Raw genomic sequence first — 14,149 nt, forward strand, 5'->3', positions numbered from 1 at the left:
ACGAGTGTATCAGATCATGTTAAACACTTGCATCCCCTGAAAAAAACTGTGACACTCTGTCACTGTATAAATAAACAGTGTGAGGGCTATCATGGCGGTAATCACTCAATTTGTGGTGGTCAGAGATGGGGTTGAGAAGATGACATTTACATCGAAAAAGGAGGCGGATGCCTACGACAAGATGCTGGATATCGCTGACAGCCTGATCCCATTTATCGACAATGCAGAATGTGGACTCGATGAGGCGACAACTGAAAAGTTGGCCTTCTATTTTGCCACCCACAAAGATGATTTATCATCCCTGCTGAAGGGCGCGTCTCCCAACGTGGCGACGGCACCGGTAAAAAAAGCAGCCCGCAAGGCTGCAGAGAATGACTGAATATCGGCAGGACATTGCATGAGACACGCGTTTTACGACACCTTAAACCGCCAGGCTGAGGCATTGCTCTCAGGCGAAGACGACATGGTCGCCGCCATGGCCAATTTCTCGGCGCTATTGAATGAACATATGGACGACCTGAATTGGGTCGGTTTCTATATTCGCCGTGAAGACACTTTGGTGCTGGGTCCCTTCCAGGGCAAGGTTGCCTGTACCCGTATTCCATGGGGCAAGGGCGTCTGTGGTACGGCTGCTGCAACGGATACAACGCAGCGAGTCGCCGATGTACATCAGTTTGACGGTCACATCGCCTGCGACTCCGCGTCTAACTCCGAAATTGTGGTGCCGGTAAGGCATCAGGGCAGGGTAATTGCCGTGCTCGATATCGACAGTCCCAGTTTTTCCCGCTTCGATGAGACAGATCAGGCAGGGCTCGAGACCTTGGTGAGAACCCTGGAAAAGGCCTTGTTCGGTCAATAAGTCGCCAGTTTTCGTCAAATCCCAGTCGCATTCGCCCAAGCGGTCACTATAATAGGCTGCTTGTGCGTCTGCCTCGGGATCATTTCCCGGCGAATAGTAAAAATTGTTAACAATAGTTATTAACGCTTTGGCAAGCGCCCGGAAGATGCTAATTTGTGTGTTGGCCCTCGGGCTAACGTATAGAGAATAACCTATGTCCCGCAATCGCTTGCAATAAACCGGGCATACATACCTAGTAACTGTGGAAGTAAAGATGGAATCAACAGAAAAGTTGACCGACACCAATGCGATTCTCGCGTATTTATATGAAACCTTTCCTTTGTGCTTTGTGGCCGAGGGTGAAACCAAGCCACTGAAAATTGGATTGTTTCAAGATTTGGCTGAAAGGTTGGCTGATGATTCTAAGGTCAGTAAAACACAATTGCGTGTTGCCCTGCGCCGCTACACCAGCAGCTGGCGCTATCTGAAGTGCATCAAAGCCGGTGCGGTCCGTGTTGATCTGGACGGCAACCCATGCGGTGAGCTGGAGCAGGAACACATTGACCACGCACAGGCTACACTGAAAGAAAGTCAGGACAAGGCAAAGGCCAAACGTGCCGAGCGCAGCAAGGATGAGGGTGACGCCGCCGATAAAGCGCCGCGTAAGCCTAAGCGTAAGCCCCAGCCTCAAGCACGTCGTGACGCCAAGCCCGCTGCCAAAGACAAGCCCAAAGCCGCGCCTAAAGCGCCAGCGGTACCCGTCAATCTGGTGCCTGCCAAGCTTGAAGAGCTCAAGGTGGCCCAGCGTGTTAACGTGAAACTGGGCATGTCACCCGTGGCAGGTTCAATCGTGGACATCAATAAGGGCGATGTGCATGTACAGCTGGATTCAGGCTTGACAGTGAAAGTCCGCGCCGAGTATATACTGCTGTAATTCATTGAAGTTTAAGGAGTAGCTTGTTGATGCGAAAATTATCTCTGGCGGTATCCATTGCCGGGATCCTGGTAGGATCTTCTGCGTGGGCCATAGCGCCTGCCATTCAAATCGATGAGCTGCCCCAACTGGTGCAGGAGCCTCAGCACAAGGTGGCCTCTAAGCGGGTAGCGGATCTTTTTACCCGCTCGCACTACCACAGGTTCAGCCTGGATGATGCCTTCTCCGAGCAGATTTTCGACCGTTACCTTAAGCAGTTGGATTACCGTCGTAATGTGCTGACTCAAGCCGATGTGCAGAACTTCGAAAAGTATCGCCATCAGTTTGATGACATGCTGAAAAACGGCGATATCACAGGCGCCTACGACATGTTCGACCTGGCGCAAAAGCGCCGGTATGAAGGTTTTGTCTACGCACTGAGTCTGCTTGATAAAGAAATGGATTTTTCCCAGGCGGGTGATAAGTACCAGTACGATCGTGAAGACGCTCCATGGGCCAAGGACGAAGCCGAAATTCAGGAGTTATGGCGTCAGCGCGTTAAGTATGATGCGCTGAACCTCAAGCTTACCGGTAAAAACTGGACTGAAATCGTTGATGTGCTGCAAAAGCGCTACAACAACGCCATCAAACGCCTGGGCCAGACCCAGAGCGAAGATGTCTTCCAGACCGTGATGAACGCGTTTTCACGCAGCATCGAGCCTCACACCAGCTATCTTTCCCCACGCAATGCCGAGCGTTTCCAAATGGAAATGAACCTCAGCCTTGAAGGCATTGGCGCTGTGTTGCAAATGGATGACGATTACACCGTTATCAAGAGCATGGTCGCAGGTGGTCCTGCCGCCAGCAGTGAAAAACTGTCACCGGATGACCGCATCATAGGTGTGGGTCAGGAAGGTGGTGCCGTGGTGGACGTGATTGGTTGGCGTCTCGATGATGTGGTCGACCTTATCAAGGGCCCCAAAGGCAGCAAGGTCACACTGCAAATTCTACCCAAGAAAGGTGGTTCCAACGCCAAACCGGTCGAAGTGACCCTGGTCAGGGATAAGATACGCCTTGAAGATCGCGCTGCCACCTCCAAAGTGATTGAGCCCAGCGAAGGTCAGTATGCCAACCGTAAGGTAGGCGTCATTCAGATCCCGGGCTTCTACATGAACCTGTCTCAGGATGTGGCTAAAGAGCTGCAAACCCTGAAAGAGGCGAAAGTTGAAGGGGTGATTATTGACCTGCGGGGCAATGGTGGTGGTGCCTTGACCGAAGCTGTATTGCTGACCGGACTCTTTATCGATATGGGGCCAGTGGTGCAGGTACGGGATGCCAACGGCCGTGTTTCCCAGCATAGGGACAACGATGGCAAGGTCACTTATTCAGGTCCTCTGACAGTGATGGTGGACCGTTACAGTGCTTCTGCGTCTGAAATTTTTGCGGCCGCCTTGCAAGACTACCAACGTGCGCTGATTGTTGGTGAGTCAACCTTCGGTAAGGGCACAGTTCAGCAGCACAAGGGCCTGGCACGCATATACGATCTGTACGAGAAGCCCGTTGGCCACGTGCAATACACCATTCAGAAGTTTTACCGTATTAACGGTGGCAGCACCCAGCTTAAGGGTGTGACACCGGATATCCCATTCCCAAGTGCCCTCGAGCCCGGGGAATACGGTGAGGCTGAAGAAGATAACGCACTGCCTTGGGATAAGGTACCTGTGGCCCAGTACAGCACGGTGGATGCTATCAGTGCCCCCCTCATCGCTGAACTGGATGCCAGGCATCAGGGACGCATCAAGTCAGATGTGGAATTTGGCTATATTTATCAGGATATTGCTGAATATAAAAAGCACCACGATGAAAAGTCTGTATCGCTGGTGGAAAGTGAACGCATCGCTGAGCGTGAAGCTGATGATAAGAAACAGCTCGATCGTACCAATGAGCGTCGTACCCGCGCTGGCCTGGATAAGGTCGCGAGCCTCGATGATATCGAGAAAGATATCGAAGCACCGGATCCACTGCTGGATGAAACTGCCTATATCACGCTGGATTTGGTCGATGCGGGCAAACTTGCAGCAACCAGTAAGCACTGATTTCAGGCTTTGATATAAAAAACGCGCTCCGGCGCGTTTTTTTTCAGGATAAGCCGTATCCTCTTACCCATAGAATTCGTTGAACACACTCTTAAAGGACCTGACATGTCAGAATTACAGGCCAAGCATTTAAAAGATTATCAGTCTCCCGCTTTCACTATATCTGAACTGGATATGTTGGTGGATTTGTACCCATCCAAGACACGGGTGATAGCCCGCAGCCAGGTTATCCGTTGCCGCGAAAATGAAGCTCTGTTGCTTGATGGAGAAGGGCTGGAACTCAAATCAGTCAAGGTAAACAACGAAGCACATCCCTATCAGATTGTCGCGGGTCGGTTACGTCTGGAAGGGCTGCCAGCAAACTTCGAGCTCGAGATTGAAACCCAGCTAGACCCTGTGGGCAATACCAGCCTCGAGGGGCTGTACATGTCAGATGGGGCTTACTGCACCCAGTGCGAGGCCGAAGGTTTTCGTCGTATTACCTATTTCCTCGACCGCCCCGATGTGCTTGCCAAATACCGGATGCGAATTGAAGCACCCAGGAAGGGGTTCCCTTACCTTTTGAGTAACGGTAACAAGGTCGAAGCAGGAGAGCTCGATGGCGACCGCCACTATGTGGTGTGGGAAGACCCATTCCCGAAACCAAGCTATTTGTTTGCCCTGGTTGCCGGTGACTTTGACTTGCTGCAAGACAGCTTCGTTACCCAGAGTGGCCGTGATGTGGCACTCGAAGTTTTCGTCGATAAAGGTAACTTGCGTAAGGCCCATCATGCGATGGAAAGCCTTAAAAAATCCATGGCCTGGGATGAAAGCCGCTTCGGTCTTGAGTACGATCTCGATATCTACATGATTGTTGCGGTTGACTTTTTCAACATGGGTGCCATGGAAAACAAGGGCCTCAACATATTTAACACCAAATATGTTCTTGCCGATACCGAAAGCGCCACCGACGATGACTTCCACGGTATTGAGTCTGTGGTGGGGCATGAATACTTTCACAACTGGACCGGTAACCGGGTGACCTGTCGTGACTGGTTTCAGTTGAGCCTGAAAGAAGGGTTGACGGTGTTTCGCGATCAGGAGTTCAGCTCCGATGTTGGTTCCCGGGCGGTAAACCGTATTCAGGCAATTAAGGTTATTAAAAATCAGCAGTTTGCTGAGGACTCTGGCCCAATGGCGCATCCTATTCGCCCGCAAAGTGTGATTGAGATGAATAACTTCTACACGGTGACCGTGTACAACAAGGGCGCCGAAGTCATTCGTATGATGCATACCCTGCTGGGGGAGGCTGGTTTTCAGGCTGGGATGAAACTCTATTTCCAGCGCCACGATGGTCAGGCTGTCACCTGCGATGATTTTGTCGCGGCCATGGAAGATGCAAGCGGCGTGGATTTGAGTCAGTTCCGTCTGTGGTATCACCAGGCCGGCACCCCAACGCTCAAGGTCTCTGACAGCTTTGATGTCAACAGCGGAGAATACCGCCTGGTCGTTCTGCAGCAGTTGCCGCCACAGGCGGGAGACGATGCCAAGCCCATGCACATTCCTTTTGATCTGGAGCTTATCGGTGAAGATGGCAAGTCGCTAGTAAACAAGGTGCTTGACGTTAAAGAAGCTCGTAACGAGTTTGTGTTCGAGGGGCTCAGCGCCAGGCCGGTGCCGTCACTGCTGCAAAACTTTTCGGCGCCGGTAAAGTTGGAGTACGACTTTACCACAGCGCAACTTATCAGTTTGATGCGTCATGCGAGCTCGGAAGTCGCCCGCTGGGAAGCCTCGGTGAGCCTAATCAGCCGAGCCATTTGGGGTAATGTGAACACCCTCATTGCCGGGGGTGGTATGGCGCTGGATACCCGTGTGGCCGATGCTTTCCGCGCCGTGCTGCTGGATGAGGAACTCGACACTCAACTTGCCGCCGAAATTCTCAATATTCCTTCTATCAACGCCTTGATAGAGCAGGTCGACAGCGTCAACTTCGATGCGCTGGTCTCGGCCCGGGCCTTTGTGCTGGAAGAGTTGTCGGCCAATCTGGAAGACGAGCTGTTGGTCCGCTACAGAGAACTTTATAACGTCGACTCAGCGCCAGCGCGCTCCCTCAAGAATGCCTGCCTTGCAATGCTTGCCCGGGGCGGTTTGTGCCCGGAAGAGTTGGTCGAAAAGCAGTTCAATGAAAGCCGCAACATGACAGATTCACTCGCAGCCCTTGGCGCAGCCATGTTCGGTGAGCACGACTGCCTGGATACCCTGCTCGAGCGGTTCGAGCAGCGCTGGGTCGATACGCCTCTGGTGATGGATAAGTGGTTTATGCTACAAGCCAGTCGCCAGGATGATGCTGTTCTTGGACGTATCGATGCACTGGTTAGCCATAAGGCATTCAGTCTCAATAACCCCAACCGTGTGCGTTCGTTGATTGGCTGCTTTGCCGCCAACAATCCGGTGCAATTCCACCGCGAAGACGGCGAGGGATATCGTCTTTTGACCCGTTACTTGAAGCAGCTCAACGGTGTAAACCCACAGGTGGCGGCGCGGATCATTACGCCACTCATTCAGTTCGGCAAGTTTGATGAGGGCCGCAAGCAGAACATGAAAGCCTGTCTTGAGCAGCTGATTGCCTTGCCCGAGTTGTCCCGTGACTTGTACGAAAAGGTATCGCGGGCATTGTCGCAGTAATTGTAAACCTTTCTACGGTCAGAGCCTGTGTTATTACCTCTTATGGATGTGATGCACAGGTGCGCCGGATAAAGGCATTGGCGTTGATTGGGGCGTGGTGCCGATGTGGTGTCGCCCCTGCATTTTCGGAGTGCGAAATTGGAACTCTTTTTTCGGCTTAATGTCGGCTTTAATGATTTTTTAAAATACTATCAAGGTGATGCAACCATGGTTGAAGTTAAAGACATTGAGGGCAGGGTACTTTGGATCAACGCCAGGCATTTTCGTCCCTACGTTACCCGCGACGGGATACAGGGACTTTTCCGCATGGAGCTCGATAAACAGGGTGAATTACAGTTGTTACAAAAATTAGAGTAATAACTTAAAACGTTTGATTTATTCGTCTTTGGCGAATTAGCTCGTCCGCAAGCGCCTAAGCTATTGAAAAAAACTGACTAATCCTACCAGTTGTGACATACATTTCAGACAACTAAAAAAAATTCAAATTCACACCTTTCAGTTTGGCTGCCAATAGCACCTAAGTGCTCAATTCTTTAGAAAATTTTCTCCATACTCGCCTTGCCGTGAACGGGCAATTGCTGTAACAATGGTGTTACCTGTAGGCTAACCACATGTTGGTTGCAATACCTATAAAAAAGAATCCAGCAGGTTACGGAGAGAAGCTAACATGAAAAGTGTTAAAAAGGGTTTTAACAAGACGGCGCTTTCTTTGGGGGTTGCGTCAGCCCTGAGTCTGGGAAGTATTCCTGCTCAGGCCGTATCGTTCGATTGGGGCGAAGTGCAAGGGTCTTTCGACTCGACCTTCACCCTGGGTGCCAGCTGGCGCGTGGAAAAACGCGACTGGGACGGCCAAATCGGTAAGGTAAATCACCCCAGATTCGATTGGTCCAACTATTCTGCATTTGGCAACACCAAGTACACCTCGGCAGAAATCTGGGCTCAACCCGGTTCATACTCAAGTAACAACGACTTGAGCAACTTACTCTATTCCCAGGGCGACACCACTTCTGAAATTTTCAAAGGTTTGCATGAGCTGTCGCTGAAATACGAAAACTTCGGTCTCTTCGCCCGTGGCATGTATTTCTATGACCGTAAGCTCAACGACGGTGACTTCGGTTTTTCCGATCCCATCACAGGCCAAGAGTTTGATCCCTGTGCAGATAAACGCGCCAAGGAATTGCAGTGTAAGGACATCCGTCTGCTGGATGCCTTCGTCTATGCCAACTTTGACTTTAATGATGGCCAAAATCCGCTGACCGTTCGCGTCGGTAATCAGGTGGTTTCATGGGGCGAAAGTACGCTGATTGCCCATGGTATAGGTGTAATTAACCCGGTTGACCTGAACATCCTTAACGCCCCCGGTGCGGAGCTCAAAGAAGCTTTCCGTCCACAGGGTATGGTGTGGGCGTCTCTGGGGGTAACAGAAAACCTCAGTCTGGAAGCCTTTTATCAGTATGACTGGCAGCCAATTTGGGTCCCAACACCGGGTTCAATTTTTGCCACCAACGACTTTGCAGGCTATGGCGGGTATCAGCAAAACGCCCAGCTTGGCTTTAACGCCAACCCGGATATCAACCTGGACTTTATTCAGGCCGAGTATGAAAAGCTGGCACAAATGATTGTAGCCGGTGCGTTTTCATCTCCTGAAGGCACACAAAGCCTCATTCGTGCTGCGCTGGCCTATCCCACCAAGGTGACCCTGATTCAGGACGAAGCCGAGGCGAGCGATGATGGTCAATATGGACTTAAGCTTGGGTACTACGCCCCTGAGCTGGGTGAGACCGAGTTTGGTCTTTACTACATGAACTACCACAGTCGTCGTCCGCTTATCAGTGGTACCGCGGCTAACTTTGACCTGGTCCCTCTGCTCACCGACATGACCACTGTGGGCATGAATGCCGGTAATATCGATCGCAACCTCATCCTCGGACTCGAAAGTTTCTCCAAGGCTCAGATTGTGTATCCAGAAGACATCCAGCTCTACGGGTTCAGCTTTAACACCCTGATTGGCGATACCTCGGTTGCCGGTGAAATTGCTCACCGTCAGGACGAGCCACTGCAAATCGATGACGTGGAACTCCTGTTTGCCGCCATGCCGCAGCAGCTGGCGAACTCCAACGTGGTCGGCGGTGATTACAGCTACCTTGATGGTCTGTCTCAGTACACCTCTTACTTCAATAAAGACGTGAATCCAGGTGATTATGCCGAAGGCTTTATCCGAGTGGATACCACTCAGGCTCAGTTCACCCTGACACACCTCTTTGGCCCAACTCTGGGTACTGACAACCTGACCATGCTTGCGGAAGTGGGCGGCATCTGGATCCATGACATGCCATCACCTGACGAGCTTCGTCTCAATGGTCCTGGCACTGCCCGCAGCGGCGGTAAAGAAGGGTACGAAGCCATTATTCAGGTGTTGCACAATGGCCCTGAAACCAACCCCTTCCCAACAGATTTTGCCTGGGGTTACCGTATTGTGGCCAAGGCCGACTATAACAACCTGTTCGCCGGTATCAACGTGTCGCCACGGGTTATCTGGTCACACGATGTTGACGGTATCACGCCAGACCCATTGTTCCTGTTCACCGAGGGACGCAAGTCAGTGGCTGTGGGTATCAACTTCGATTACCAGAGCCGTTGGGGCGCCGATCTGTCTTACAACAGCTTCTTCGGTGGTGTAGGTACCACCAACGCCATGAGCGATCGCGATTATGTGTCGTTCAATATCAAGTATTCTATCTAAAGGACAATAACAATGAAGAAACTTGCGATATTGTCTGCAGCGGTAATGTTTGCCTTGAGTGGCGGCGCTGCAGTGGCGAAAGTCTCCGAGGCCGACGCGGCTAAGTTGGGCACCAGCCTGACTCCCATGGGTGGTGAAATGGCTGCCAATGCCGATGGCTCCATCCCAGCGTGGAATGGTGGCATCACAGCCGCACCTGCCGGTTATAAAAAGGGCGACCACCATCCAGATCCTTATTCAGCCGACAAGATTGAATACACTGTGACCAAGGCTAATCTGGAGCAGTACAAGAGTTTGCTGACCCCCGGTCAAATCAAGCTGTTTGAGCTGTATCCCGATACCTTCAAAATGAACGTCTACAAAACCCAGCGCAGTGCTTCAGCACCTCAGTGGGTTTACGATGCCACCAAGGCCAACGCGTCCCGCGCCGAACTGGTTCAGGGTGGTAACGGTGTTTTGGGTGCCGCTGTCGGTATTCCATTCCCCATTCCACAAAATGGTCTCGAGGCTATTTGGAACCATATCCTGCGTTTCCGTGGCGTTGACATTGAAACCCAGCGTAACCAGGCTGCACCTGCCAAGGGCGGCGGTTATACCCTGGTTGAATTGTCTGAGCAGCTGCGCTTTGAATATTCACAGCCAGACATGACACCTGAAAAGCTTAAAGAAAACAACACGCTTGCGCTCTTTAAGCAGGTTGTGACCCAGCCAGCCCGTTTGGCCGGTACCGCGCTTTTGGTAAAAGAAACTCTGGATCAGGAAGCTCTTCCTCGTCAGGCATGGACCTATAACACCGGGCAGCGCCGGGTGCGCAAGGCGCCCAACGTGGCCTTTGACACCCCGGGTACTGTATCCGACGGTCTGCGCACCACTGACGACTACGATATGTTTAACGGCTCTCCAAGCCGCTATAACTGGGAACTGGTCGGCAAGAAAGAAATCCTGATCCCGTACAACGACTACAAGTTGCACTCAGATAAGGTTAAGTACGACGATATCCTGACTCCGGGTCACATCAACCCTGATCTGGTGCGTTGGGAGAAGCACCGCGTGTGGGAAGTGAAAGCGACCCTGAAAGACGGCATGCGCCACATTTACAAAACCCGCGTGTTCTTCCTGGATGAAGATTCTTGGCAGGTGTCAGCCACCGACATGTACGACAACCGTGATGAGCTCTACCGTGTGGCCTTTGCCCATGGCTTGAACTATTACGAAGTGCCCGCGCACTGGAGTACGCTGGAAGTGTTCCACGACCTGCAATCACGCCGTTATCTGGCCATTGGTTTGGATAATGAAGGCAGCATGTACGACTTCGATGCCAAGCTGTCTGCGTCCGACTTCACACCAGACGCACTGCGTCGTGAAGGCGTGCGTTAATTTTTATCAGCCAGTAAACCGGGGCGCGTTCTGCGCCCCTAATTTTCAGCATTAGGATGTTTTTATGTTGCTGCGAGCCTTGTTGCCACTCTCTTTACTCTCCCTCGCCGTGATGTCTGCCCAGGCGGCAGATAGTCCGGGGCACCAGCTTCAACCCAATGCGGTCAAGAGTCTGTTACTGGACGTTGTGAATGCCGGTGAATATTTGGTCGCTGTGGGTGAGCGAGGCCATGTTTTGCTGGGCAACGGCAGCTGGCAGCAGGTTGAAACTCCCACGGATGCGCAGCTCACCAAGGCTTTTTTCCTTAACAATCAGTTGGGTTGGGCAGTAGGGCACGATGCTACTATTATTCATACCCAGGATGGCGGAAAGAGCTGGAGCAAACAATTCTCTGCCCCCGAGCGCGAACGTCCCTTTATGGATGTGTTGTTCGTGGATGAAAAGCGCGGCTTCGCGGTAGGCGCTTACGGTCTTTTCTTTACCACCTACGATGGCGGAAAGCAGTGGCAGGAAGTTTTCCACCAGGAGCTCCTGTTTGAAGAAGATCTGGCTTATTTGAACGAACTTAAGGACACAGATCCCGAGGCCTATGCCATTGAACGGGCTTCTCTGCTGCCGCATTTTAACCGTTTGCTGCGTCTCGACGACGGCCGCTTGCTGATGGTGGGTGAGCTGGGGCTGGTCGCTGTATCAGACAATAACGGCGACAGCTTTACCCGCCTGCCATTTGACTATGAAGGTTCAATGTTCTCTGCCATTCAGCAGGGAGAAAGTGTTTATGTAATGGGCCTCAGAGGCCATGTGTTTGAGGCCGGATTGGCATTGGATGACTGGCAGCAGCTCGAATTACCTGTCGAGTCCAGTATCAATGGCGCCCTTGCGGATGACAAAGGCACGATTTACTTTGTCGGTAACGCCGGTGTCATACTAAGTAAGCCGGATGGTGAAGAGGTCTCTCTGGTGGCACGTCGTCAGGGGGAGAACCTCGTGGCAGCGGCCAAAGACAGCCGCGGTAAAGTGTGGCTTGTTGGGGCCAAGGGCGTATTTGCGCTCGAAGATGCCCAGAAACATTAATCAATGTGTCTATAACGATAACAACAGGACCTAAGTGATGTTGGAAAAACTGGTCAATGGGTTTGAAAGTTTCCTCTTTCGCCATCGTGGTTGGGTAATCAGTATCTTTGTATTACTGACAGCCTTTTTGGGCTATCAGGCAAGCCAGCTGAAGATGGATGCGGCCTTTGTCAAAAACATTCCCCTCAACCACAGTTACATGCAAACCTATCTCAAGCACCAAAAGGATTTTGGCGGTGCCAACTCGATTATGGTGGCGGTTGAGGATACCAGTGGGAATATCTTCAATCCGGTCTTTTTTGATGCACTGAAAAATGTGCACGATCAGCTGTTTTTTATCCCAGGTATCGAACGCTCCCAGGTGAAATCCCTGTTTTCTCCGTCGACCCGTTTTACCGAAGTAGTGGAAGACGGTTTTGCCGGTGGTCCCGTGATCCCGGCGGATTATGTCAACGACGACATGGGTCTCGCGGTGGTACGCGATAACATTGAGAAGGCGGGTATTGTTGGCCGTCTTATCGCCGAGGATTACAGCGCGGCCATGGTGTCGGCCCAGTTGATGGACTTCGACCCGCAAACCGGTGAGCCGCTGGATACCATTGCCCTTGCAGCAAAGCTTGAAAACGAACTCCGTGGTAAATATGAAACCGACACCCTCAAGGTGCACATTATCGGTTTTGCCAAAATGGCGGGTGATGTGGCCGACGGTGCCAAGGGTGTACTGCTGTTCTTTTTGATAGCCATCGCGATTACCGCGGTGATGGTGTTCCTGTTCAGCCGCTCTCTGGTGCTCACGTTGCTGCCCTTAAGTTGCAGCTTAATAGCCGTAGTGTGGCAGCTGGGACTGTTAACCGTTGTGGGCTTTGGGCTTGATCCCATGTCGATTCTGGTGCCGTTTTTGGTCTTTGCAATCGGTGTCAGCCACGGAGTGCAAATCATCAACGCAGTGCGTCAGCGGGTGCTGGACGGGCAGCAAACCAAGGCCGCCGCAGCATCGGCATTTCGTAGCCTGCTGGTACCGGGCGGTGTGGCGCTGCTGTCTGACACTGTCGGCTTTATTACCCTGCTTGCCATCGATATCGGCATTATCCGTGAGCTGGCCATTTCGGCGTCGCTTGGTGTTGCAGTTATCATTTTCACCAATCTGATTTTGCTGCCAATAGTCATTTCCTTCTTTGATATCAAAACCAAAGAAGATAACGGTCGGGCCGAGCGCAGCAAGGCTTTTTGGCAGCCATTCTCACGTTTTGCCGACATTCGGGTAGCCGCAGTGGTCCTGCTGGTCACTGCTGGTGTTTATGCACTGGGACTGAAGGGTGCCAGTGAGATGAAAATAGGTGACTTGCAGGGCGGGGCGCCAGCGCTCCATGCCGATAGCCGCTACAACCAGGATACCTTTTTCATTACCGACCATTTCAGTATTACCACTGACGTGATGACCATTATCACCGAGGCCTATCCCGAGGCCTGTACCTACCACGATGCCCTGGAGCGCATCGGCGAGTTCGAGTGGCAGGTGGGCAATACGCCGGGGGTGGAATCCACTGCCAGCCTTGCTTCCATCGCCCGTAAGGTGAATGCCGGTTTCAACGAAGGTAACCCCAAGTGGGAAGTGTTGCCCCGTAACACTTCAAGCCTTGTACAGGCGGTGGGGCAAATCCCAACGACCTCCGGCTTGCTCAATGGCGACTGCTCTGTGATGCCCGTGTATCTGTTCTTAAAAGACCACAAAGCCGAAACCATTGAAGCCGTTGTCGCCAAGGTAAAGGCGGTCTCGGCCGAGCTGAATACCGATAAAATCCAGTTTAAACTGGCATCGGGTCCGGTGGGGGTGATGGCCGCCACCAACGAGGCCGTTGCCGAGGCACAAACGCCCATGATGCTGTATGTCTACGGCGCCGTATTTGTGCTGTGTCTCGCGAGTTTCCGCTCGTTGAGGGCAACTATCGCAGTGATTTTGCCACTGTATGTGGTATCGACCCTCGCACAGGCCCTGATGACCAAGCTGGAGATAGGCCTTGCGGTCAGTACCCTGCCTGTGATTGCGCTCGGTGTGGGTATAGGTGTGGATTATGGCATTTATATTCTGTCGACCATGGCCGTAAAACTGCGTGATGGCATGGCGGTACAGCAGGCTTACCTTGAAGCATTACAGGAGCGGGGCAGTGCGGTCATCTTTACCGGTCTGACCCTGGCCATTGGGGTGAGCACCTGGTTTTTCTCCGCACTTAAGTTCCAGATGGACATGGGAATCTTGCTGACCTTTATGTTCCTAGTAAATATGCTCGGCGCCATAATTATTTTACCGGCGCTGACGGCTGTGTTCTGGCCCAATCGTCGATGAGCATTGAATTCGGGGAGCCTGGCTCCCCGATTGTTTTAAACACTGAACTGCATACTTACTCTGGTTATCTGAATCCTTGTTCTTAACATTCCGTTAAAG

The 14,149-nt window shown here is 52.1% G+C and carries 10 protein-coding genes; all 10 read left to right on the top strand.

The genetic code is table 11. The annotated features are described in order from the left end of the window. The first annotated feature begins 91 nt into the window (after positions 1 to 91). The 10 genes from K0H79_RS08115 (at position 92) to K0H79_RS08160 (ending at position 14,050) form a co-directional block, all read left to right on the top strand. Complete coding sequence (locus tag K0H79_RS08115; RefSeq protein WP_220067559.1) at positions 92 to 379, top strand: YebG family protein; 288 nt, start codon at positions 92 to 94, stop codon at positions 377 to 379. A gap of 18 nt (positions 380 to 397) precedes the next feature. Next, positions 398 to 859 (top strand): GAF domain-containing protein, encoded by a 462-nt coding sequence (locus tag K0H79_RS08120; RefSeq protein ID WP_220077911.1) that lies wholly within the window; start codon positions 398 to 400, stop codon positions 857 to 859. 253 nt (positions 860 to 1,112) lie between these two features. Further along, positions 1,113 to 1,772, top strand: a complete 660-nt coding sequence (proQ, locus tag K0H79_RS08125; protein WP_220077912.1) for an RNA chaperone ProQ — start codon at positions 1,113 to 1,115, stop codon at positions 1,770 to 1,772. 29 nt (positions 1,773 to 1,801) lie between these two features. Beyond that, positions 1,802 to 3,847 (top strand): carboxy terminal-processing peptidase, encoded by a 2,046-nt coding sequence (gene prc, locus K0H79_RS08130; protein WP_220077913.1) that lies wholly within the window; start codon positions 1,802 to 1,804, stop codon positions 3,845 to 3,847. Between the two features lie 105 nt (positions 3,848 to 3,952). After that, positions 3,953 to 6,511, top strand: a complete 2,559-nt coding sequence (pepN, locus tag K0H79_RS08135; RefSeq protein WP_220077914.1) for an aminopeptidase N — start codon at positions 3,953 to 3,955, stop codon at positions 6,509 to 6,511. A 138-nt stretch (positions 6,512 to 6,649) separates the two neighbouring features. Further along, positions 6,650 to 6,868 carry a DUF2835 domain-containing protein gene (locus K0H79_RS08140; RefSeq protein WP_041409737.1) on the top strand — a complete coding sequence of 73 codons (219 nt, stop codon included), beginning with the start codon at positions 6,650 to 6,652 and terminating at the stop codon, positions 6,866 to 6,868. 310 nt (positions 6,869 to 7,178) lie between these two features. Beyond that, entirely contained in the window at positions 7,179 to 9,254 is a 2,076-nt protein-coding gene (locus K0H79_RS08145; RefSeq protein WP_220067565.1) for a DUF1302 domain-containing protein, read from the top strand. 12 nt (positions 9,255 to 9,266) lie between these two features. Further along, on the top strand, positions 9,267 to 10,631 hold the full coding sequence (locus K0H79_RS08150) for a DUF1329 domain-containing protein (RefSeq protein ID WP_220067566.1): 1,365 nt from the start codon (positions 9,267 to 9,269) through the stop codon (positions 10,629 to 10,631). 64 nt (positions 10,632 to 10,695) lie between these two features. After that, on the top strand, positions 10,696 to 11,706 hold the full coding sequence (locus K0H79_RS08155; RefSeq protein WP_220077915.1) for a YCF48-related protein: 1,011 nt from the start codon (positions 10,696 to 10,698) through the stop codon (positions 11,704 to 11,706). Between the two features lie 37 nt (positions 11,707 to 11,743). Then, a complete protein-coding gene (locus K0H79_RS08160) occupies positions 11,744 to 14,050 on the top strand; it encodes an RND family transporter (protein ID WP_220077916.1) in 2,307 nt (768 codons plus the stop codon). Positions 14,051 to 14,149: the final 99 nt, after the last annotated feature.

The sequence above is a fragment of the Shewanella sp. FJAT-52076 genome (assembly GCF_019457455.1).
GTDB lineage: Bacteria > Pseudomonadota > Gammaproteobacteria > Enterobacterales > Shewanellaceae > Shewanella > Shewanella zhangzhouensis.